Origin of the sequence: Reinekea thalattae (assembly GCF_008041945.1) — a bacterium.
Classification (GTDB): Bacteria; Pseudomonadota; Gammaproteobacteria; order Pseudomonadales; family Natronospirillaceae; genus Reinekea; species Reinekea thalattae.
In genome coordinates this window covers 154,172-176,108 of the sequence record NZ_VKAD01000002.1, presented here as the reverse complement: position 1 = coordinate 176,108, position 21,937 = coordinate 154,172, and the positions used below count along the sequence as shown (strand labels likewise).

The window sequence follows — 21,937 nt, the reverse complement described above, 5'->3', positions numbered from 1 at the left end:
ATAACACAGGAATACGTTATAACCCTAGATAATCACCATTTTCCTCGAGCCACTTTTTTAAGGTTGAAGTGGCTCTTTCTGGAAAACTGCCTCTAACCTAATACCTCGGTAAATACTTGCAATACACCCTGACGATCCGAAGCTGACATATTGTCTTCTGCCATGCATTGCTCGACATAACCCCGATAGTTTGTATGCCACTGCTCGACTGTCGCCTGAAGAGACTCATCCTCTAATTCAAGCCGCTCCACCAATGGAATCAAATAACCGATATAAAACAACTGATCGTCTGCACAGCTCTGTTCATATTGTTTTAAAGCTGAAACCGTTTGTGTCGACCATTGTGTCGCTTCAAGATTTAAATCTGCGGTCAAATTGGACATACCACCCCCGTACCTTTTAAACCACAGTAACCGTTAGGATTTTTATGCAAATATTGCTGATGGTATTGCTCGGCATAATAAAACGTAGAAGCAAGCTTAAGCTCAGTCGTGATCTTACCAAAACCATCTGCGGTTAACTTAGACTGATAATCAGCCAATACTTTTTCTGCTTCTGCCAGCTGCTGCGCGTCACCATAAATGGCGGAGCGATATTGAGCGCCAATATCATTACCTTGACGCAAACCTTGAGTCGGATCGTGCGCCTGACAAAACTGCGCCAATAACGCCGTCAATGAAATTTGGCTAGGATCAAAGATCACCTGAACAACTTCAGCATGACCCGTTGCTCCAGAACAGACTTCTTCATAGCTTGGATTTTGTGTGACGCCGCCAGCGTAGCCAACCGCAGTACTGTAAACACCAGGCAATTGCCAAAACAATCGCTCTGCGCCCCAAAAACAGCCTAACCCTAACCAAATACGACTATGGCCCTTTGGTAACTCGGTCATATCGGTCTTTAACACCGCATGTTCAGTATCCAGTTGAATCGCTTGCTCACGCCCAACGATGGCTTCTTGATCTAACTCATATTCGTTTAACACAGTGGCTTAAACCTCTTGCTGTATTGGTTTGCACGGACAAATATCGCCTTCTATATTTTATATAGCGCTCTACTTTTAAAAGAACGCCCAACTTAATAAACGTTAATAACAATAACTTTATAACTCGTTAGAGACTCAAATGACTGACCCTAAAAACAGAAGAAAATTCCAAAGAATTGTCTTTCCGTCGTACCTATCCTTATCGCTATCAGGTAGCAGTAATGGTGTTTATCAGGGCGTTTTACAAGACATCTCGTTTAATGGCGTACTAGCCAAAATCGAAAACAGCCCTGATAACCTAATCGGTAGGTCTGGCGAATTGACTATCGTGCCGGAACAAGCTGAGTTTAGCTTGAATTTTTCAGTCGATATTTTACACCGTCTACCGGCCCAGCCGAACGTAACAGCATTAACCTACGGCATGCAAATCAGCCAGATGGACATTGATACTGCAGGCCACTTACGCCGACTTATAGAACTTAACCTCAGTGACAACGCCAGTCTACAGCGTGAATTGCACCAGCTATTAGAAGATCAGTTGCTAGCGGACTAGCGCGACTTAAGCATCAATGCCTCATCCCATTGATCGCAAATTTACAATCTAAGCACCCTAAGAAGCCTCAGCATTTACGAGGGGCTGAGCGCCCTAGAACCGATCACCGCACCAATTTAGATCACTAGTCGATCAAAAAACGCAAAACTCTGTTGAATTTATTGAACAGTCGTGGCAACGTCTACCGCCTTAACCCTAGTTAGCCCCTTGCTAAATAGGGCGCAGCCTCTGGGCTGCAGACGGTTATGTATAAGAAACCAGGGTATATATTTTAGTTTTTTTAAATCTTTGGCGTAATTCTTGTTAGTTGGAACCCCGTTTTAGAGACCGTTGAACAGCTACCTTTGTTCAACCTCACAAAAAAACCGAAAACCTATACCACTGCGTTTCTACCGAAACGTCGAGATAACGAAGGCCTTTAAAAGAGGCCCTATTACAAACTAAGAGGATCATTCTTCATGACACCATTCAAAAAAACGCTTGCTGCAACCCTAGTGGGTTCTGCTATTTTCCTTGCAGGCTGCTCAAACGATGACGCTACTAGCGAAAGCGCAGCAACCGATGCAGCTGCCTCTGGTGCCGTTCACCCTATCACTGGTGAAGCACTAGCTGCCGATCAGACATTTACTTATTGGGCGTTAGACGAGCACAGTTCATTTGACCCGCAAATCGTTGAAGACGTGTCTGGTTCTGAGCATGTACGTAACCTATTTGAAGGTCTATTAAACCAAGATGCAGACGGCAACCTAGTACCGGGTGTTGCAGAACGTTATGAAGCCTCTGAAGACAAAAAAACCTATACTTTCTATCTTCGTGAAGACGCTAAGTGGAGCAACGGTGATCCTGTAACAGCAGGTGATTTCGTTTACGCTTGGCAACGTGCTGTTAACCCAGAAACAGCTTCTCCTTACGCTTGGTACATGGAAATCATGTCAATCGTAAATGGCGCTGAAATTATCAATGGCGAAGCACCTATTGAATCTTTAGGTGTTGAAGCGATCGACGAGCACACCTTGAAGGTTGAACTAACCGATTCTCTACCTTACTTCCCAATGATGGTTGTACACACAACGACCTTCCCTGCACACAAAGCAACTATTGAGAAGTTCGGCAGCGAGTGGACAAAACCTGGCAACATGATTTCAAACGGTGCATACACTCTTAGTGACCACGTTGTAAACGAACGTGCTGAGCTTGTCCGCAACCCGATGTACTGGGACAACGAAAACACTATCATTGAAAAAATCGTTGCTATTGTAGTGCCAGACGAAAACCAAGGCTTGATTCGCTGGAAAGCGGGTGAGTTTGACCTAATGAGCAGTGTACCAACGGGTCAATTCACTGCGTTACAAGAAGAGTTCCCTGGTGAAGCTATTGCTTACCCTCGTCTATGTAACTATTACTACACCTTCAACCTAAGCGAAAGCGGCCCAGAAGCGTTCAAAGACGTTCGTGTTCGTAAAGCTCTTGCTTATGCACTAGACCGCAAAGTAATCACTGAGCAAATCCTTCAAGGTGGCCAACCACAGGCTTACACCTTTACTCCGGGTGCGACTGCAAACTTCGAAGTACCAAGCGTAGAATTTGCTTCTATGACTCAAGCTGAGCGTGATGAAGCTGCAAAAGCCTTATTAGCTGAAGCTGGCTACAGTGCTGAGAATCCATTGCAGTTCGATATGCTATACAACACTTCAGAAGGTCATAAGCAAATCGCTACAGCCATGTCACAAATGTGGAAGGCGAAACTTGGTGTAGAAGCCACCATGAACAACATGGAATGGAAAACCTTCTTAACTGAGCGCGGCAACCAGAACTTTGAAATGGCTCGTGGTGCTTGGTGTGGTGACTACAATGAAGCGTCTACATTCTTAGACCTACTACGTACAACTTCTGGCTATAACGACGGTAAATACAGCAACGCTGAAGTTGATCGTCTAATGGACGAAGCGAAAACTATGGCTGATCCAAGCGCTAACTACACAGCGATTGAGCAGATTCTTGCTGAAGAAATGCCTGTTATTCCTGTATACCACTATGCTGGAAACATCATGCTACACAGCAATGTTAAAGGCTGGCCAGTGAACAACGTCGAGCAGAACTGGTACGCTCGTAACCTGTACAAAGTTGCTGAATAATCTCAGCTAACTCAGAAACCGCCGCCCTGCGGCGGTTTCTTCTTTCGACCATTGATCCAAGCCAGGATTAATGCAAAAAAAGCAACGCTATATTCAAATAAATAGAAATATACCCGCGTTATTAGTCGTAAAAATACCCTAAATCCATTAATATTCGCCGCTTTTTAGAATTACAGGACTGTTGTATGGTCAGTTTTATAGTTAAGCGCCTGCTTACTGCTATCCCGACGCTGCTACTGCTTATTGTCGTTTCTTTCCTACTGATGCACAGCGCACCAGGCGGACCCTTCACTTCTGAACGTAAATTACCGCCACAAGTTGAAGCCAACATTAATGCCAAATATGGGCTCGACAAACCCTTGCCAGTGCAAATCGTTAACTATGTAAAAGGCATTGTTTTCGACTTCGATTTTGGCCCTTCATTCCGCTATAAGGACCGCTCAGTAAACGACCTTATCCACGACGGCTTTCCGGTTACTCTGACTTACGGTGCAATCTCTGCATTGGTCGCTCTTTTGGTAGGGGTCTCCTTAGGTGTTTTTGCCGCCCTGAACCAAAATACCTGGAAAGACTACACCGCACTCAGCTTTACCTTTACCGCGCAGGTGCTGCCAAACTTCGTTATGGCTCCGCTATTGGTATTGCTATTTACGCTAAAACTAGGCTGGTTGCCTGGCGGCGGCTGGGAAGGCGGCAAAATCCAATACATCATCATGCCTGTAATCGCACTATCTACCAGCTACATGGCGACCATTGCCCGAATTACTCGTTCCTCGATGCTCGAGATTTTAAACTCTAACTTTATTCGTACAGCCAGAGCAAAAGGCCTGCCGTATCACCGCATTATTTTACGGCACGCATTAAAGCCAGCTATGTTACCTGTACTTTCCTACCTAGGGCCTGCCATGGTTGGTCTGATTACCGGCTCGGTTATTATCGATATGTACTTCAGTACTGGCGGTATCGGTGTGCTGTTTGTCAACGGGGCGTTAAACCGTGACTACTCAACTATTATGGGCATTACCATTTTGGTCGGCGTTCTTACCGTATTACTTAACCTCATTGTCGACGTGCTGTACGCATGGATCGACCCGAAAATCCGTTATTAAGGCTGTAGGTAATTTCATGATCGTTAACAAAGACAAAGTTCAACAGGTCGCCGATAACCTGCTGGAAGCAACCGAAACTAAAAGTCGCTCACTCTGGGCAGATGCTGGCCGACGTTTTTTAAGAAACAAAGCCGCCGTTGGTGGTGTTATTGCACTGACCATCATTCTTCTATTTACGCTGATCGGCCCTAGCTTTGCTCAATGGAGTAATGAAGAAATCGACTGGTCAGTACTTGGCCAAGTGAAAACAATGGGCGCCCCCTCATTCGAAACCGGCCACTATTTTGGCACCGACGATTTAGGCCGTGATCTCTATTCTCGAGTCATTCAAGGCACTGCCGTCTCTCTGATGGTGGGCTTTATTGGCTCGATCGTAGCGGTCTTAGTCGGCACCCTTTACGGTGCGATTGCAGGTTACGTTGGTGGCCGCGTCGACAACATCATGATGCGCCTTGTCGATATTTTTATGTCAGTGCCATACATGTTTGTTTTGATTTTAATGTTGGTTATTTTTGGCCGTTCACTCAACATGCTATTTATTGGCATTGGCTTGATCTCTTGGCTGGACATGTCACGTATTGTTCGCGGCCAAACGCTGTCGATTAAAAACAAAGAATTTATCGAAGCAGCCAAAGCCTCCGGCGTCTCCAATACAACCATCATTACAAGACATATTATTCCCAACTTGCTGGGCATCGTCATTGTTTATGCCTCATTGCTGGTTCCAGGACTTATTTTGACTGAGTCGTTTATTTCATTCTTAGGCTTAGGTGTTCAAGAACCTAATACCTCATGGGGTGCATTAATCAGTGAAGGCGCCGGCTCGATGCAGTACGGCACACTATGGCAAATAGGCTTCCCGTTATTTTTCTTTGTCGTCACCCTATTTAGCATGTTCTTTATCGGTGATGGTTTGCGTGACGCACTCGATCCTAAAGATCGTTAAGCGCCAGTAGAACCGACAAACAATAAAATTTTATAAAGCCCTAAGCTGAAAAGCTTAGGGCTTTTTTATTTCACTAAATTGATTATTAAATCCAAAACGCACCAATACATTTCATTTTTTTCGCTATTAACTCTCTTTCGCATCATCATGACGCAGACAGATCAAACAACGCCCCAATTAAATACAAATAAACACAACTTAGAATTAACCAACAGGTAAAAAACCTATAAACTCCAGCACTCAAAGCCGCAGGCGCCCGCCGTGCTTTTATTTTGATTTCTTGGTCAAGTTTTTGCTTATTACAATCCTGTCCAAATGATCAGTTTTAATTTCAAATCGGCAACTTTGCCATAACCGGAGAGAACGGATGAAATCACGTCACTTTCAAAAACGTTTAGCAGGCTTAACCACAGCCATTGTTAGCTCAGCGTTAATTTTAGCTGGCTGCTCAAGCGATGACTCAGCAGACGCAAGCAGTGCCGCTGCTGCAGAACCTACCAAAGTAGGTTTTGTTTATGTTGGTCCGATTGGAGATCACGGCTGGTCTTACCAACACGACCAAGGTCGTTTATCAGTTGAAGAATATTTTGGCGATAAAGTTGAAACAACTTACGTTGAAAATGTAGCCGAAGGTGCTGACGCTGAACGCGTTATTGCTAACCTTGCAAAAGCAGGTAATGACATTATTTTCACCACCTCTTTCGGTTTCATGAACCCAACTGAAAAAGTTTCTAAGCAATTCCCTGACGTTAAGTTTGAACACGCGACTGGCTACAAAATGACTGACAACATGGGGACTTATGTTAGTAAGACTTATGAAGGTCGTTATGTTGCTGGTTACGTTGCTGCAAAAATGACCGAAACAAATAAAATCGGTTACATTGCTTCATTCCCAATCCCAGAAGTAATTCGTGATATCAACACCGTGCAATTAGCATTGACTAAGTACAACCCAGAAGCAGAACTTAAAATTATTTGGGTGAACAGCTGGTTCGATCCAGGTAAAGAAGCCGATGCTGCAAACGCGATGATGGATCAGGGTGTTGACGTTATTCTACAGCACACTGACTCACCTGCTGCAATGCAAGCGGCTGAGCGTCGTGGCATGTGGGCAGTTGGTCAAGCATCTGACATGTCTTCATTCGGCCCGAACGCACACCTACTTTCTGTTATTGACGAGTGGGCTCCTCACTACATTAACCAAACTCAAGCCGTTATGGACGGAACTTGGGAGCCAAAAGCTGCGGTTGAAGGTATGAAAGAAGGCGCGATCGTAATTCCAAGCTTTAACGAAAAAATCCCTGCCGATATTGTTGCCCATGCAGAAGAGCTTATTGCTGGCATTCAAGATGGCAGTATTTACCCATGGACTGGTCCTTTAAAAGACAACAAGGGTGAGTTAAAAATTGCTGACGGCGTCAAGTACAGCTGGCACGAACTAGAAACCATGAACTGGTATGTTGAAGGCATCAATGGAGAAATTCCAAACTAAGTTTGGCTCCGCCTTAAACAAGATTACGTAACAATCTGACCTTCCTTATGGAAGGTCTTTTTTTTAGTTAAGGTTACACTCATGCATATCCCTCTGATCGACATATCGCCGCTTTACCAAGAAACCGAAACCGCCAATAAATTTTCAGTGGCCCAAGCCATCGATAAAGCGTGCCAAGAAAGCGGCTTCTTTTACGTCACTGGCCATCCTATTAGTCAACAACGCATCATAGAAATGCGCCAGTTAGCTGAGCAGTTTTTTTCCTTGCCGGCAGAGCAAAAGCAAAAAATTTCCATCAAGTTCTCGAACAACCACCGAGGTTATGGCGAAACAGCCGCCGAGCAACTTGACCCTAACCAGCCAACCGATTGGAAAGAATCTTTTGATATGGGCCTAAACCTCGCGCCAGATCATGCGCTAGTAGGAAAAGACCGCCCACTTTACGGCCCTAACCAATACCCAGAATCGATTGCCGATTTCCAAGAAAAAATGGAACGCCACTACTGGGATATGTTAGCGCTTGGTAAAAAGATTTTAAGTGCCATCGCCCTTGCGCTGGATATCGACGAAACATTTTTTGATGATAAATTTGATCATCCGCTCAGCGTACTGCGCTTCCTACATTATCCGCCGCGCGTAAAGCAAGAAAACAACGCCCAACCGATTGGCGCAGGCGCGCACACAGACTATGGTTGCATAACCATTCTTTGGCAGGACGAGCTAGGTGGTTTGCAAGTGCAGGATGTCAATGGTCAATGGGTCGACGCTCCACCTATTGCCGATAGCTTCGTGATTAATATTGGCAATATGATGGCGCGATGGAGTAACGACCGCTACAAATCGACTCCGCATCGAGTCTATAGCCCTTCTGGTAAAGAACGCTATTCCATGCCGTTTTTTGTAGAACCCGATTTCGATACCAACATCAGCTGTTTACCTAACTGTAAACCTGAAAATGAAGAACCTAAGTACCAGCCTATTTCGGCCGGCGACTGGATGATTTACTGTTTTAACGCGACCTATGCTTACCGTAACGACGCGGAAAAAAGCTAAGCAAGCGAGGCAAAAATTGCAGCTTACCATCAACATTTGCAACCCTAATGCTATGAGGAACTTTCTGTGTCCGTACATGCAAAACAACCGCGACTAAGTTTACGCGGCATCACTAAGCAGTATCCCGGCTGCTTAGCCAATGACGATATACATCTGGATATCGACGCAGGCGAAATTCACGCCCTGCTTGGGGAAAACGGCGCAGGTAAAAGTACGCTAATGAAGGTCATCTATGGCCTAGTGAAACCTGACCAAGGCGAGGTTTTTTGGAACGGCGAATCTGTCACTATTAAAGATCCGGCTCATGCACGTCAAATGGGTATCGGCATGGTGTTTCAGCATTTCTCTTTGTTCGACACTCTAACCGTCACAGAAAATATCGCATTAGCTTTAGGCAAAAAAACAGCTGGCGACCTGTCTGCTCTGGCCGAAAAAATCACCAGTATTTCAAAAAAATACGGCATGGAGATTCAACCCAATCGCCAAGTACATAGTCTTTCGGTCGGCGAACGTCAGCGTGTCGAAATTGTTCGCTGTTTAGTCCAAGACATTAAATTACTTATTTTAGATGAACCAACCTCAGTACTGACACCGCAAGAAGTTGAGTCGCTGTTTGTGACGCTTCGAAAATTAGCGCAAGAAGGTTGCTCTATTTTATTTATTAGTCACAAATTGCATGAAGTAAAAGCTCTGTGCCAAAAAGCAACCGTGTTGCGTGGCGGTCGAGTGTCTGGCAGTTGCGACACAGAACATGAAGACGCCAGCAGCCTTGCTAAGATGATGGTCGGTGACGACACACCGATCAGCGCAGCCTTTACTAAAAAGCTCGGCACAAAAAAAGTATTGGAAGTCGCCAAGCTTAACCAAACCAGTGATGCGGCCTTTGGCATCGATTTAAAAAACATCGACTTTAGCGTCCATGCTGGTGAAATTGTTGGTATTGCAGGTGTTGCCGGTAACGGCCAAGAAGAATTGCTGGCCAGCCTCAGTGGTGAAACTCTGACTGCCAATAATACCGTCAGCTTTAATCGCATTGATGTCTCTAAATTAACACCCGAAAAACGCCGCGCTTTAGGTTTAGGCTTTGTCCCAGAAGAGCGACTAGGCCGTGGAGCAGTGCCGAGCATGAGCCTGACTAAGAATGCTTTATTAACTGGCTTTTTAACCGGCATCGTTAAAAAAGGCATGATCAGCTGGCATAAAACTCAAGCCTTTGCCGAAAAAATCATCAGCGAATATTCAGTAAAGGCTTCTGGCCAGCATGCCGAAGCCAAAAGCCTTTCTGGCGGTAACTTGCAGAAATTTATTATTGGCCGAGAAATTTTGCAGAACCCAAAAATTCTCATTGCTTCTCACCCGACTTGGGGCGTCGACATTGGTGCCGCCACAGCGATTCACAATGCTTTAATTAGATTGCGCGATCAGGGTGCAGCCATCGTGGTGATTTCTGAAGATATCGACGAACTGTTTTTAATTTCTGACCGCATCGGTGCGATCTGCGATGGGCAGCTATCGAAACTTGTCCCTACAGAGCAAACCACCATCGAAATTCTAGGCCGACAGATGGCCGGCGACCTCACGGCCGCAGCCAACTAACGGAGACTTTAAATCATGCTTAACATTCAACGGACCGGTTTTAAGCTCGAACCTCGCGGTGAAAGCTCAGCGCTGATGGCGTATTTATCGCCCGTCTTAGCGATTTTTCTAACCTTACTCACCGGCTTTATTTTATTTTCTCTATTAGGCGTAAACCCTTGGCATGCCTTGGTGACTATTTTCTACACGCCTATTTCAGACACTTACGGACTTGCCGAACTTGCTGTAAAGGCGACTCCGATTTTGCTCTGTGCAATTGGACTATCGGTGGTCTATAAGGCTGAAATCTGGAACATCGGTGCCGAAGGCCAACTACTCATGGGCAGTCTGTTTGGCGGCTATGTTGCGCTTTCTTTCTTAGACGCTGAAGGCATGTGGATTTTACCGCTAGTACTGATCAGCGGTGTCATCGGCGGTATGTTTTGGGCTGGCATTGCGGCTGTGCTCAAAGTTCGCTTTAACGCCAACGAAATTCTCACCACCATAATGATGAACTACATCGCACTCAACGTCGTTTTGTGGGCAGTTCACGGGCCATTAAAAGACCCTAAAGGCTACAACTTCCCTGAGTCAGCCATGTTCTCAGACTCAGCTCTATTGCCTTCGTTAATTTCTGGCACTCGAGTTCATTTTGGCCTGGCCTTAGCCCTATTGGCCGTGGTTGCAGTTTGGGTGTTGATGAGTCGCGCCTTTATCGGCTTCCAGATACAGGTGATGGGGTTGGATTCTGGTGCGGCTAAGCTTTCTGGTTTCAGCCGTAAAAAGCTGACCATTCTTGCCATGTTAATCAGTGGTGGTTTGGCTGGCCTTGCTGGTATCAGTGAAGTTTCTGGCCCAATTGGCCAATTGGTACCGAGCATCTCGCCCGGCTATGGTTATGCGGCCATCATTGTTGCCTTTCTTGGCCGACTCAACCCCTTTGGCATTGTGCTAGCAACCTTCTTAATGGCATTGCTCTACATGGGCGGCGAAATGGCGCAAATCGCTTTAGGTTTGCCGTTAGCATTGACCAACCTATTCCAAGGCATGTTGCTGTTTTATTTATTGGCTTGCGATGTGTTTATTAACTTCCGCCTACGTCGCATCAGCCCAGCACTGGCATCGACAAACCCAACTACAAGTACGGAGGACTAAGGCATGGATATCGACCTTATTACTAATATTTTATACGCCATGGTCCGCACCGGAACGCCGCTGTTGATCGTCGCCTTAGGTGAATTGATCTGCGAAAAAAGCGGTGTGCTTAACTTAGGCCAAGAAGGCATGATGCTGATGGGTGCCGTGCTTGGTTTTATTGTCACGCTGACCACAGGAAGCCTTGTTCTAGGCTTTATCTGCGCCATGATTGCAGGCATTGCCATGTCGTTAATTTTTGGTGTTATCACCATGGAATTAAGCGCCAACCAAGTAGCGACCGGGCTCGCCTTAACAATTTTTGGCACCGGCTTATCGGCCTTTATCGGTACCAGCTTCGTCGGCAAGCCGATTGCAGGGCTTGACCCGATTAATATTCCGCTACTTTCTGACATCCCTATTATTGGCCGTATGCTGTTTGGCCAAGATCTGTTTGTGTACGGATCTTTCGGGCTGTTTGCCGCTGTTTACTGGTTTATTAACCATTCTCATCCTGGGCTAATTTTAAAGGCCGTCGGTGAAAACCCAGAATCTGCCAACGCTATCGGTATTCCGGTATTTAAAACACGTTACCTAGCCATCGCCTTTGGTGGCGCAATGGCAGGCTTGGCAGGCGGCTACCTATCGCTCGCCTACACGCCGTTATGGGTCGAAGACATGAGCGCTGGACGCGGCTGGATTGCACTGGCTTTAGTGGTATTTGCCAGCTGGAAAGCCGAACGAGTTTTGCTTGGCGCTTGGTTATTTGGCCTTGCCTCTATTCTGCACTTGGTATTCCAAGGTCTTGGCTTTTCTATCTCCCCGAACCTATTGGCAACCCTACCCTATCTAGCCACAGTGATCGTGCTTGTGGTACTTTCTAACAATCAGTCAGCAAATAAGTTGCTGGCGCCGGTATCACTCGGCAAACCCTTTTACGCAAAATCATAACAAGACCAGTCAGCACGCCGCATTTAACGATGCGGTGTCCGCTGAACTGAATTTTCAGATAGGTACCTAATTCTATGCCCAATCAAACCTACTCGATGGATTACCCCGTTAGCTGGGAAGAAATACACCGCAACGCCCGTGTACTGGCCTTACGTTTGCTCGACAAAGGCCCTTGGAAAGGCTTGATTGTCATTACCCGCGGTGGCCTTGTGCCAGCAGCTGTTATTGCGCGTGAACTCAACATACGGCTAATCGATACCGTCTGTGTTGCCAGCTACAAAGCCGATGAAAATGACGACGCCACCGCTTCTGTACAGGGCGATATTGAGTTGATAAAAAGCGTCGAAGGCGACGGCGAAGGCATGCTACTGATCGACGATCTAGTCGATACTGGTAAAACCGCCCGTTACGTACGTGAAATGCTGCCTAAAGCGCACTTTGCCACCATTTATGCCAAGCCAGCTGGCGTTGCTGTGGTCGACACCTTCATCACCGAAGTCAGCCAAGACACTTGGATTCGCTTCCCTTGGGATATGGAATACACCTTTTCAACACCTTTAGCAGAACGCGACGACTAAACCCCCTGTTCAGGCTGCTAGCACTGACTGCGAGTAGCCTGAGCTTATACCTTGCTGCCCTTCTCTTCTCATTTCGTCTGCATGATTTAACTTCCCTATAAATAAGCCCAAGCCTTGTACATTGTTCCTAAGTTAAGTTTTTCTTAGATTAAGTTGTTTTTAGGCTAAATAGATTTTCGATTAAATGGTTTTCGGTTAAACGGCTTGTAACTATTTGTATTGTATTCAACAACCAAAGGGTGTCACTTGACAACCCGCTAAGATAACCTACACTTGCGCAAAATGGATTTGGTGATGTATGGCTAGGAAGCGACATGCTAAAAAAGAAATTGAAGCAGCTCTTTGTTATGCCGAATCTTTCGGCTGGAAAGTTCAGGTAGGCGGTGGTCATGCTTGGGGCAAGCTTTACTGCCCGCACAATGACAAGAATTGCCGCTGTGGTGAATTCTGTGTTTCGAGTATTTGGAGCACACCTAAAAATTCAGACAACCATGCTAAACAGATAAAACGAGTCGTTGATAATTGCACCGCAGTCAAAGACGACCTTGAGGATTAACCCATGAATGAATTTGAATTCACTCTAACCTTCGCACTGACTGGCGCAAAACAACAACCAGAACAATATGTAGAAGCGTTAGCCGTTGCTGGCTGCGATGATGCCATTATCGGCATTGGCCAAAAAGGTCGCATCGCTTTGCAATTTAATCGCGCCGCCAACGACGCCTTATCGGCAATTACATCGGCCATCACCGATGTTAAAAGTGCGATCCCAAATGCTACGCTCATTGAATCCTCACCAGATTTAGTTGGCCTCACCGATATTGCAGATCTTTTAGGCTTTAGCCGACAATACTTACGCAAATTAGAAACCACCAAAAGTAACTTCCCGCAACCGGTGCATACGGGCAAAACCGCCATCTGGCACCTTGCAACAGTTCTACACTGGTTTGAAACCGAACAACAAAAATCGGTCGATTTTACCGTTAAAGAAATCGCTTCAGCTAATATGCAAATTAACCTTGCTAAAGAACTGGCTCAGCTGGAAGATAGTGCTCAACAAAGAATAACCGAGCTTGCTTTTTAGTTCTGGACAGAGCTAAGCATTAAGTAAAAGAAAACCACAAAACAATAAGAAGAAACCATGCAACCATTCATACAGCTAGACATGCAGTTGGGCGAGTCCCCGCGTTGGAATCCGAAAGAGCAATTATGGTATTGGGTCGATATTCTCGGCGGCTGTCTTTACCGTGCCGATAACAATGGACAAAACCTCGAAACACAATCGTTAGATTTTTTACCGGCTTGTTTTTTCTTTACTGAAAATAACCAGATTATTGTCACCAGCAACAACGGGATTTTCCAGTTAACAGAATTTGGTGCTGAACCAAAACAGCTTAAAAGCGCTCATGACTTTGGCTTAAAGCACCGCTTTAACGATGGCGTTACAACACCAGATGGTCACTTTATTGCCGGCACAATTAGTAACGGCCAATGTGCAGACGGCTGTAGTTATCTTGGTCGGATTGAGCCAAATGGTGAATTAACAACGCAAAAAATTGCTGGCGGTTATCAAATTATTAATGGCCAAGCCTTTTCGCCCGATGGCGAAACCTATTACGTGGCAGACTCTCCCTCCAGCCAAGTTTGGCAATATAAATATGATAAACAAAGCTCAACACTGCGTGACGGCCGATTGTTTTATCAATTTGAAATTGGTGTTGAATTCCCGGACGGCGCGGCGGTAGACAGTCAAGGTAACTATTGGGTTGCGCTGTACGGCAGCGGAAAAATCGCGGTGATTTCACCAGCTGGCGAACGGCTAAAGGATATTGAATGCCCGGTCAGCCAACCGACCATGATGGCTTTTGGTGGCAAAAATAATCAAGAATTGTTAATCACCAGTGCGCGGCAACATTTAGATAAATCGACGTTGGTAAATGAACCATTCGCGGGCAGTCTGTTTAAAATAAACGCCGAGACTGAAGGTTTAACCAACGGTTTTATAAAAGCAGTTTAGCCAGAACAGATTAACAGGAGCCGCCAAGTAAAAAGCCTCACTCAAGTGTTTAAAAAATAATTTTTTGAGTGAGGCTAAATGCTAAGCGTTAAAGCTACGCACCATCTCGATAAAGCATTTTAATGCGATATCAACATCGCTACTTTGCACCTGCTCGGCTGGGTGGTGACTGATGCCCTTTTCACAACGAATAAACAGCATGCCGATATCGGTTAACTTACTGATCGCCAAACCGTCGTGTCCGGCACCACTGGCCAATAAGCGAGCTGGCTGCTTGGTTACGTTTTCAATGGCTCTGGCCCAACGTTGTTGTAACGCTGGCGCACATTGCGCGGCATCGGCTTGGTAAATGGTTTGATGCATAAAGGCCAGTTTTCGGCGAGTACAGATGGCATCTATTTGCTGAAGCATCTGCTGGCAGCAATCTTCTAATTGCTGTTGCGATTCACTGCGAATATCGATAGTAAAATCAACTTGCGCTGGTATCACATTAACTGCGCCATTAGTGACTTCACACTTGCCAACCGTTGCAACAATATTCTGTTGCTGAGCAAAATTTTCGATGCAGTTGATCACCTCACCTGCGCCACATAATGCATCTTGGCGCAAATCAATCGGTACCGTTCCAGCATGACCGGCCATGCCTTCAATCGAACATTGGTAACGCTTGGCACCTGCAATGGCAGTAACAACGCCAACCGCTCGGTCTTCGTTTTCTAATACCGGGCCTTGCTCAATATGTGCTTCCAAATAGGCTTGCACAGAATCCGCCGAACGCGCATCGTCACCTGCCTGCTCTGGCACTAAACCAAAATCTTGCATGGCTTGTCGCATGCTGATGCCGGCGGCGTCTTCAATCGCTAACCAGCGATCATCAAAATCTCCAGCCACCGCGCTTGAGCCAATCAGAGTGGTATTAAAGCGCGTGCCTTCTTCATCGGCAAAGGCGACAACATCAATGTGAAACGGAAAACTTTCTTCGGCTAATGCAGCGAGTGTTTCAATGGCTAACAACACGCCTAAATTTCCATCGTATTTACCGGCGTTGATCACGGTGTCGCTGTGCGAGCCTAAAATTAATGTTGGCTTTGTTGGCTGAGCAGAAACTTTTCGACCCCATTGGTTACCGACGCTGTCTTGCCATGTTTCCAAGCCAGCCTGTTGCATCCAGGCCGCCAACTGATCGTTTGCCAAGCGATGCTCTGGCGACAAATAGGTTCGGGTAACTTGCCCTGGTGTTGCGCTGATTGCGGCTAAAACATCGGCGCGTTGCATAATCGTATGTGCAGGATTTTTCATTACAAACTCAATCTCTTAATCTGTCGAGCGCCTTACGGCGCTGCTAATTAGCCGTGGTAAAATTCCATGGCTGCGATAACCGACTGACCTTGAACAATCGCCGCTTTATGTTTAATTAGAAGGGATTCTAATGCCGCAAGTGTGGTGAGCACGCATTCCTGACGGGCGTTATAACCCATGGTGCCAATACGCCAAATTTTGCCGTGCAATGGGCCAAAGGAAGTGCCAATTTCGATGCCAAAGCGCTCTAGCAATTCCATACGCACCGCATCACCATTGATGTTATCGGGAATATAAACGCCGACTACATTATTCATCTTATGAGTTTGATCACCAAACAGAGTTAAGCCCATGGCTTGCAAGCCAGCCGCCATGGCATCGCCTGCTTGCTTATGACGAGCAATAACCTGCTCTGCGCCTTCTTCTAAATAGATGCGGGCGCACTCACGTGCGGCGTACAGCATACTGGTCGCTTCGGTATGGTGGTTTAAACGTTCTGGCCCCCAATAATCCATCACCATGGCGAGATCAAAATAGTTGGATTGAATCATGGCATCAGCACCTTCGCTATGATGCTCTGCTCGAATGCCCGCCTCGATATGCTTGCGTGCATTAATCTGCTTGGCAGCGCGATCACTTAACGTAATCGGTGACGAACCGGAAGGGCCGCCCAAACATTTTTGCAAACCGGCAGAGACGGCATCCAAATGCCATTCATCGACTTTCAATTCATTACCAGCAATAGAGGCTGTGGCATCGCAATAAAACAGTACATCGTAACGCTGGCAGATTTCGCCAAATTCTTTTAACGGCTGGTTCATGGTCGTTGAAGTATCGCCCTGCACCGTTGCCAATAATTTCGGCTGGAATTCTTTTATCGCTTCTTCCAACTGATCTGGCGTACAAACTTCACCCCAGACGACATCGATGGTTTTAACCTCGGCACCAACTCGTTTAGCAATCTCACTGAGCAATAAACCAAAGCGTCCCATCACTGGAATGAGCACCTTATCGCCCGGCTTAAGTAACGAAACCAACACCGCTTCGATGCCAGATCGCGCCGTACCGTCAACTAAAAAAGTTTGCTGATTCTGAGTTTCAAAAACACCACGATACAGCGACTGAACCTGATTCATGTAACCGGTCATAACTGGGTCGTACTGACCAATTAACGCTTGCGAGATCGCCTGATGCACACGCGGGTAAGCATTGATTGGCCCTGGGCCCATTAATAGTCGCTGCGGTGGATTTAGAGTTTCAAAAAGTTCATGTTTAGTTTTCATTTTTATTTCCTAACGTACATTGGCCATCACTGCGTGGGTCGGTCGCGGCGGTCGCTAAACCTTCGGTGTTTAGAATCACCGCGCCAGCATGGCCCATTAATTCATTATTATCGCTAACGCAGGCCAGTTCATGACCGCGTGCTTCTAGCTCAGTTTGGCTTTGCTCATAGAGAGATTTTTCTAACCGTAAGCTGTGGCTTTCATCGCCCCAAGTACGGCCCAACAACCAACGTGGTTTGGCAATCGCACTGGCTAAGTCATCGCCCTGATAGATGGCGCGACTGAATAAACAGGCCTGTGTTTGCGGCTGGCCTTCGCCACCCATGGTGCCGTAAACCATGCGCCGACCATCGGTTAATTCGGCATAGGCTGGGTTCAATGTATGGAACGGTTTTTTACCACCGGCTAAAACATTGTGGTGTTTGCTATCTAACGAAAAACTTTTACCACGCACATTCCACAATACGCCGGAGTTGGGTAAAAATACGCCGCTGCCAAACTCCCAGTAAATACTCTGAATAAAGCTGACCATAGTGCCGTACTGATCGGTTGCGCCCATCCAAATGGTATCGCCCGGCTCAGCAACATGCGGCCAAGGCTTCGCCTGTGTTAACGATACGTTGTTAACGCAGCCTTGGATGACCTCATCGCTCAACAGGTCTTGTAATGGCTGCTGCAAATAGGCTTCATCGCAAACCCATTGGTCACGTAAAATAAACGCCTGCTTGGTCGCCTCCACTAACAGATGCATATGATCCAATTCGTTGCTTGCCTGATCGGCAAGGCGATCGTAAATGGCAAGAATCAACAACGACGCCACACCTTGAGTCGGTGCGCCAAAATTAAACAGCTGCGCCTTCAAGGTATTCACCGTTAACGGCTCAAGCACTTGTGCCTGATGCTGTAAAAAATCAGCCAGTCGCAGCGGGCTGCCAGCGGCTTCTAAATCTTGCGTCATGCTGCGCGCTAATTTGCCACGATAAAAATCGTCCAAGCCATTATCGGCTAACCACTGCAGTGTGTTAGCGAGTGCTTGGTTGGTGATGCGATCACCCACCTGCAATGGCTGGCCCTGCTTTAAATAGATTTCAGCAAAGTGCTTTAAGCTGGCTAAGCGCGGCAATGTTTTTTCACTCGCGGCGACTAAGCTTTCAGTTACATCAATGCCTTCGGCAGCAGCATTAATGGCAGGCTTCAATAATGTATTCAGCGAAATATCGGTCGCATCCTTTTGCAGCGCCTTTTGCCAAGCTGAAATGGTTCCAGCCATGGTAATTGCAGCGCCACCACCGGCGTCTGGGATTTGCTGATACTGCTGACAAAAGCTCTCCAATTCGATGCCCCGCGCCGCCGCGCCACAGCCGTCAATGGTATAGGGTGCTTCAGCAACTTTACTAACCAACCAAAAGCTGTCGCCGCCAATGCTATTCATATGTGGGTACTGCACTGCAATCATCGCAGCCGCAGCCACCATCGCTTCGCTTGCGGTACCACCCTGATCAAGAATGGCTTGGCCGACTTCTGCTGCCTTGAAGTGCGGTGCTGTAAAGGCTGTTTGATAAGCCATGTTTTTTAAACCTCCGCCGATTTCTGATTTAAGGCTGCAAGCAACGCTTCTGCTGTGCTTATTAAGTCTGCTTCTGTATCTGCCAAACCTAATAGCGATATGCCGCACGGGCCTTCGCTGAGGTTCGGTAATGGCAGATGCAATTGCGGCAAGCCGCACAGACCACTTAAGCTGGTTAAACCCATTAACTGAGAACGATACTGAGCCAATGGCTCGCCTGCCATGGTTAACTTAGGTGGCGCAGATGGTGTGGTAGGCAATGCCCACAGACAATTCATAGACGATAATAACGCCAACACATCAGCTGTCAGCTTTGCTCGTGTTTCACTGGCCTGCTGGTGCTCTTGTGCCGAAATGGTTTTCGCCCAATGTACTCGTTCTAAAATTGAGGGGTCTAAACTGTCGCCATATTGCGCTAACCAATCGCCGTGTTTTTGAATAATTTCATAGCCTTGAATGGTGCGGAACAACAAACTGAGTTGATCAAAATCGAGCTTCAATTCATCCAACAACGAACCGCTTAACAGTTCAATGCCCGCCTGTTCACAAGCCTGTGAAAAACGCTGATAGCGTTGATCACTCAACAATTCACGGTAACGGTTATCGAGATAAATAGCGTTTACTTTGTTTCCTGAATCAGCACCCGTCAACGCTTGCCAAAGCGTGCGCATAACTTGAATGTCGGCGCTAAAAATACCCGCGGTATCAAAGGTTTTTGCCAGCTCAAAACAATGGCTTAAATCCAGCTTGCCATGTGTTGGCCGAAGTCCAAGCAAGCCACAATAGCTGGCAGGGACACGCACTGAACCACCGGTATCGGTTCCGATTGCAAAGTCACAATCGCCACGGGCAACCGCCACCGCACTACCGCTGGAAGAACCACCGGGAATCGAGTCTTCTGCTACCGGATTAATCGGTGTGCCATAGTGAATATTTTGACCGTTTAAGCTATAAGCCAACTCATCGGTTTGCACGCGGCCAATGCAATTTGCACCCTGTGCCAACAACGCCTCAATAATGGGTGAGGTCGTTTTCGCTGGGGCATGAGTTTCTAACCAACGCGGATTACCAGCACCGGTGACGTAACCTTTAACATCGAATAGATCTTTAAAAACAAAGTCCATTCCCGACAACGCGCCTTGGTTTGTTGCCGCTAAACTGTCTGGGCCCTGTTGGCAGTAAATACGAGAATCTCGAGTCATAACTGAGTGCCTTTGCCTAACAAAAATAAGCTTATTGTGTGTTACTTGCTGCGTCACTTTGACGCGCATATCGATTGGCTAAAATAGCGCAATAAAATATCTGCGTCGGGTGATACAACATAATCGGCAGCAAGATCATGCCGAGTGTTGGGTCGGCACCAAAAATAACTTTTGCCATCGGCACACCGGCGGCTAAGGTTTTTTTCGTACCGCAAAAGACTGCAGCCACTTCATCTGGCAAAGCAAAACCACAACGGCGAGCGCCCCACTGAATACCGTGCACCATGATCAATAAAACCACGACACAAATTACAAACGAAAGCGCCAATAACGCGATTGAAAACTGACTCCAAACACCATTAATGACCGAATCACAAAAGGCGTTATAGACAATTAAAATAATCACGTACTTATCGAGTTTGCCAACAATCGACTTATGCTTGGTGGTCCAATCCAACAATACCGGTCGAAGTAATTGGCCAGCAATCATCGGGATCAACAACAGCTTGGCAATGGAAATAACCGAGGCCATTAAGTCCAGCTGAACGCCTTCGTAGCCCATAAAAAATTGAATGAACAACGGCGTAATAAAAACACCTAAAATACTGGAAAGCGATGCGTTAAAAATTGCCGCAGGCACGTTACCCTTGCCAACGCTGGTCATGGTTACAGAAGAAGAAATAGTACTTGGCAGCACAAATAAATAACAAAAACCAAACGCCAACGCCGCTGGCATATAGTTCATAAAGACATTACCGAACAGCAACCACAACAGCGGATAAGCAATAAAGGTGGCCGACTGCACATAAAGATGTAAGCGCCAATTAGAAATGCCCGCTTTGATCGACTTGGGCGAAAGACCTAAGCCGTGTAAAAAGAACACCAGCACAACGCCTAGTTTGGTCACGGTGTCTAAATGTAGGATACCGTCGGAACGGCCAATGGTCGGCGTTACAGTCGCCAGCGCAATCGCGATGATCATGCCGACAATAAACCATTCTTTTTTAATTTTATTCAGTACGTTCATATTTCTCATCTTTCTGGGTTAAGCGATTAGGGAATAAGGGTAGTTATAAAGATTAAATTCAAGGTTAGATGATGTGTTCATCTAATTCTTCTAACTGGGCATAACTTTGCGAAACCGCACTGCTCTGCTGTACTGCGGCGCTGCCTAAATGCAAGTACAGTCGATTGACTAAATAAGCAATCAAACTCATCGGCGCAGCGTGGCTGTCCAGTGGTGTTTCATTATTCAGGTGGCAACTCAAAAGATGCGCCACCTGATTGGAATATTTCAGCCCCGACTGATCGGTAATCAACAGGCAGGGCTTTGCTTGCAAATAGGCAACAAGATTTTTAAAGGATTTAGGCCGACGCCGAATACCCACTAAAATGACAAAATCTTGCTCATCAAGGCTGGCTAATTCTTCGCCCAGCGTTTGCCCCGGTGTTGGCAGCAAATCGACATTCGGCCGACACTGCAATAATTGCTGCCGTAAATGCAAAGCCAGCGGGTAGCTGTTGCGATAACCAATAACTTTAATACGCCGAGCTTGAGCTAAAGTCTCGATCAGTACCGATAGATCGACACTGGCTAAATAATTTTGCAGCTGCTGCAACTCGCTAATATCGAATTGAATATCGCTTTCTACGCCGTCACCTGTGACGACCGGCGTACCCTGTTCACGCTCTGCTAATAGCTGATGGCGAAGCTCGGTATGATCCTGATAACCAATCTGGCGAATAAAGCGACTGACACTGGTTTTAGAAACACCACAAGACTCGGCAATTTCTGCCGTCGATAGCATCAATAGTCGTTCTGGGCTTGATTGCAAAAAATCAGCTATGCGCCGGCTATTTTTAGTCAATCCAGCATACTCATTGGCAATACGTTCGAGCAGTACGTGATAGTGCGTCATAATCGGTTAGCGGCCATCAGCCTTAACAAAAAAGAAACGATTGAACCAAAACTATATATCACTTGCAACGATCACACCAAAAAATCAATCCAGCAGGCAGCCTTGCTATTGCTGAATTCACGGTAATTAGACCTGATAA

At 46.4% G+C, this 21,937-nt stretch carries 21 protein-coding genes; 13 read left to right on the top strand and 8 right to left on the bottom strand.

All coding sequences use genetic code 11. The annotated features are described in order from the left end of the window. Nucleotides 1-92: 92 nt before the first annotated feature. Together FME95_RS11130 and msrA are read right to left on the bottom strand one after the other, a co-directional pair. Entirely contained in the window at nt 93-383 is a 291-nt protein-coding gene (locus tag FME95_RS11130; protein ID WP_147714560.1) for a hypothetical protein, read from the bottom strand. Beyond that, nucleotides 371-985 carry a peptide-methionine (S)-S-oxide reductase MsrA gene (gene msrA, locus FME95_RS11125; RefSeq protein WP_147714559.1) on the bottom strand — a complete coding sequence of 205 codons (615 nt, stop codon included), beginning with the start codon at nt 983-985 and terminating at the stop codon, nt 371-373. The genes FME95_RS11130 and msrA overlap by 13 nt, the downstream gene beginning before the upstream one ends. Nucleotides 986-1,124: 139 nt before the next feature. Here msrA and FME95_RS11120 point away from each other — a divergent pair, with 139 nt between their 5' ends. The 13 genes from FME95_RS11120 to FME95_RS11060 all read left to right on the top strand — a co-directional run bounded on the left by FME95_RS11120 (nt 1,125) and on the right by FME95_RS11060 (nt 14,528). Beyond that, complete coding sequence (locus FME95_RS11120) at nt 1,125-1,538, top strand: PilZ domain-containing protein (RefSeq protein WP_147714558.1); 414 nt, start codon at nt 1,125-1,127, stop codon at nt 1,536-1,538. Nucleotides 1,539-1,996: 458 nt separating this feature from the next. After that, nucleotides 1,997-3,673 (top strand): peptide ABC transporter substrate-binding protein, encoded by a 1,677-nt coding sequence (locus FME95_RS11115; protein ID WP_147714557.1) that lies wholly within the window; start codon nt 1,997-1,999, stop codon nt 3,671-3,673. A 185-nt stretch (nt 3,674-3,858) separates the two neighbouring features. Then, nucleotides 3,859-4,782, top strand: a complete 924-nt coding sequence (oppB, locus tag FME95_RS11110; protein ID WP_147714556.1) for an oligopeptide ABC transporter permease OppB — start codon at nt 3,859-3,861, stop codon at nt 4,780-4,782. A gap of 16 nt (nt 4,783-4,798) precedes the next feature. Further along, complete coding sequence (locus FME95_RS11105; RefSeq protein WP_187265514.1) at nt 4,799-5,728, top strand: ABC transporter permease subunit; 930 nt, start codon at nt 4,799-4,801, stop codon at nt 5,726-5,728. A 367-nt stretch (nt 5,729-6,095) separates the two neighbouring features. Next, on the top strand, nt 6,096-7,220 hold the full coding sequence (locus FME95_RS11100) for a BMP family ABC transporter substrate-binding protein (protein ID WP_147714555.1): 1,125 nt from the start codon (nt 6,096-6,098) through the stop codon (nt 7,218-7,220). Nucleotides 7,221-7,301: 81 nt separating this feature from the next. Beyond that, entirely contained in the window at nt 7,302-8,273 is a 972-nt protein-coding gene (locus FME95_RS11095; protein ID WP_147714554.1) for an isopenicillin N synthase family dioxygenase, read from the top strand. 66 nt (nt 8,274-8,339) lie between these two features. After that, nucleotides 8,340-9,869: an ABC transporter ATP-binding protein gene (locus FME95_RS11090; protein ID WP_147714553.1), complete on the top strand. Its 1,530-nt coding sequence runs from the start codon at nt 8,340-8,342 to the stop codon at nt 9,867-9,869. A 15-nt stretch (nt 9,870-9,884) separates the two neighbouring features. Then, nucleotides 9,885-11,003, top strand: coding sequence for an ABC transporter permease (locus FME95_RS11085; RefSeq protein ID WP_246109368.1), 1,119 nt, complete (start codon nt 9,885-9,887; stop codon nt 11,001-11,003). A gap of 3 nt (nt 11,004-11,006) precedes the next feature. Then, on the top strand, nt 11,007-11,933 hold the full coding sequence (locus FME95_RS11080; protein ID WP_147714552.1) for an ABC transporter permease: 927 nt from the start codon (nt 11,007-11,009) through the stop codon (nt 11,931-11,933). 74 nt (nt 11,934-12,007) lie between these two features. Continuing rightward, nucleotides 12,008-12,511, top strand: a complete 504-nt coding sequence (gpt, locus tag FME95_RS11075; protein ID WP_147714551.1) for a xanthine phosphoribosyltransferase — start codon at nt 12,008-12,010, stop codon at nt 12,509-12,511. A gap of 298 nt (nt 12,512-12,809) precedes the next feature. After that, entirely contained in the window at nt 12,810-13,067 is a 258-nt protein-coding gene (locus FME95_RS11070) for a hypothetical protein (protein ID WP_147714550.1), read from the top strand. A gap of 3 nt (nt 13,068-13,070) precedes the next feature. Next, nucleotides 13,071-13,595: a helix-turn-helix transcriptional regulator gene (locus tag FME95_RS11065; RefSeq protein WP_147714549.1), complete on the top strand. Its 525-nt coding sequence runs from the start codon at nt 13,071-13,073 to the stop codon at nt 13,593-13,595. A 57-nt stretch (nt 13,596-13,652) separates the two neighbouring features. Next, nucleotides 13,653-14,528, top strand: coding sequence for an SMP-30/gluconolactonase/LRE family protein (locus FME95_RS11060; RefSeq protein ID WP_147714548.1), 876 nt, complete (start codon nt 13,653-13,655; stop codon nt 14,526-14,528). Between the two features lie 81 nt (nt 14,529-14,609). Here the strand turns inward: FME95_RS11060 and FME95_RS11055 are convergent, their stop codons facing one another. The 6 genes from FME95_RS11055 to FME95_RS11030 all read right to left on the bottom strand — a co-directional run bounded on the left by FME95_RS11055 (nt 14,610) and on the right by FME95_RS11030 (nt 21,798). After that, nucleotides 14,610-15,827, bottom strand: a complete 1,218-nt coding sequence (locus FME95_RS11055; protein ID WP_147714547.1) for an allantoate amidohydrolase — start codon at nt 15,825-15,827, stop codon at nt 14,610-14,612. Nucleotides 15,828-15,874: 47 nt separating this feature from the next. After that, entirely contained in the window at nt 15,875-17,110 is a 1,236-nt protein-coding gene (locus FME95_RS11050) for a pyridoxal-phosphate-dependent aminotransferase family protein (RefSeq protein WP_147714546.1), read from the bottom strand. Further along, nucleotides 17,100-18,677: a gamma-glutamyltransferase family protein gene (locus FME95_RS11045; protein WP_147714545.1), complete on the bottom strand. Its 1,578-nt coding sequence runs from the start codon at nt 18,675-18,677 to the stop codon at nt 17,100-17,102. Before FME95_RS11045 ends, FME95_RS11050 begins: the two co-directional genes overlap by 11 nt. Nucleotides 18,678-18,682: 5 nt before the next feature. Then, nucleotides 18,683-19,879 (bottom strand): amidase, encoded by a 1,197-nt coding sequence (locus FME95_RS11040; protein WP_147714544.1) that lies wholly within the window; start codon nt 19,877-19,879, stop codon nt 18,683-18,685. Between the two features lie 31 nt (nt 19,880-19,910). Further along, the gene (locus tag FME95_RS11035; RefSeq protein ID WP_147714543.1) at nt 19,911-20,906 is read right to left on the bottom strand and encodes a bile acid:sodium symporter family protein; all 996 of its coding nucleotides are present in this window, start codon (nt 20,904-20,906) and stop codon (nt 19,911-19,913) included. A gap of 64 nt (nt 20,907-20,970) precedes the next feature. Further along, nucleotides 20,971-21,798, bottom strand: a complete 828-nt coding sequence (locus FME95_RS11030; protein WP_187265513.1) for a MurR/RpiR family transcriptional regulator — start codon at nt 21,796-21,798, stop codon at nt 20,971-20,973. Between the last annotated feature and the right edge of the window lie 139 nt (nt 21,799-21,937).

Excerpts from the sequence above, each read along its gene's own strand:
- FME95_RS11130 (WP_147714560.1), bottom strand. The coding sequence starts at position 383 with ATGTCCAATTTGACCGCAGATTTAAATCTTGAAGCGACACAATGGTCG.
- FME95_RS11120 (WP_147714558.1), top strand. The coding sequence starts at position 1,125 with ATGACTGACCCTAAAAACAGAAGAAAATTCCAAAGAATTGTCTTTCCG.
- FME95_RS11115 (WP_147714557.1), top strand. The coding sequence starts at position 1,997 with ATGACACCATTCAAAAAAACGCTTGCTGCAACCCTAGTGGGTTCTGCT.
- oppB (WP_147714556.1), top strand. The coding sequence starts at position 3,859 with ATGGTCAGTTTTATAGTTAAGCGCCTGCTTACTGCTATCCCGACGCTG.
- FME95_RS11105 (WP_187265514.1), top strand. The coding sequence starts at position 4,799 with ATGATCGTTAACAAAGACAAAGTTCAACAGGTCGCCGATAACCTGCTG.
- FME95_RS11100 (WP_147714555.1), top strand. The coding sequence starts at position 6,096 with ATGAAATCACGTCACTTTCAAAAACGTTTAGCAGGCTTAACCACAGCC.
- FME95_RS11095 (WP_147714554.1), top strand. The coding sequence starts at position 7,302 with ATGCATATCCCTCTGATCGACATATCGCCGCTTTACCAAGAAACCGAA.
- FME95_RS11085 (WP_246109368.1), top strand. The coding sequence starts at position 9,885 with ATGCTTAACATTCAACGGACCGGTTTTAAGCTCGAACCTCGCGGTGAA.
- FME95_RS11080 (WP_147714552.1), top strand. The coding sequence starts at position 11,007 with ATGGATATCGACCTTATTACTAATATTTTATACGCCATGGTCCGCACC.
- gpt (WP_147714551.1), top strand. The coding sequence starts at position 12,008 with ATGCCCAATCAAACCTACTCGATGGATTACCCCGTTAGCTGGGAAGAA.
- FME95_RS11070 (WP_147714550.1), top strand. The coding sequence starts at position 12,810 with ATGGCTAGGAAGCGACATGCTAAAAAAGAAATTGAAGCAGCTCTTTGT.
- FME95_RS11065 (WP_147714549.1), top strand. The coding sequence starts at position 13,071 with ATGAATGAATTTGAATTCACTCTAACCTTCGCACTGACTGGCGCAAAA.
- FME95_RS11060 (WP_147714548.1), top strand. The coding sequence starts at position 13,653 with ATGCAACCATTCATACAGCTAGACATGCAGTTGGGCGAGTCCCCGCGT.
- FME95_RS11055 (WP_147714547.1), bottom strand. The coding sequence starts at position 15,827 with ATGAAAAATCCTGCACATACGATTATGCAACGCGCCGATGTTTTAGCC.
- FME95_RS11050 (WP_147714546.1), bottom strand. The coding sequence starts at position 17,110 with ATGAAAACTAAACATGAACTTTTTGAAACTCTAAATCCACCGCAGCGA.
- FME95_RS11045 (WP_147714545.1), bottom strand. The coding sequence starts at position 18,677 with ATGGCTTATCAAACAGCCTTTACAGCACCGCACTTCAAGGCAGCAGAA.
- FME95_RS11040 (WP_147714544.1), bottom strand. The coding sequence starts at position 19,879 with ATGACTCGAGATTCTCGTATTTACTGCCAACAGGGCCCAGACAGTTTA.
- FME95_RS11035 (WP_147714543.1), bottom strand. The coding sequence starts at position 20,906 with ATGAACGTACTGAATAAAATTAAAAAAGAATGGTTTATTGTCGGCATG.
- FME95_RS11030 (WP_187265513.1), bottom strand. The coding sequence starts at position 21,798 with ATGACGCACTATCACGTACTGCTCGAACGTATTGCCAATGAGTATGCT.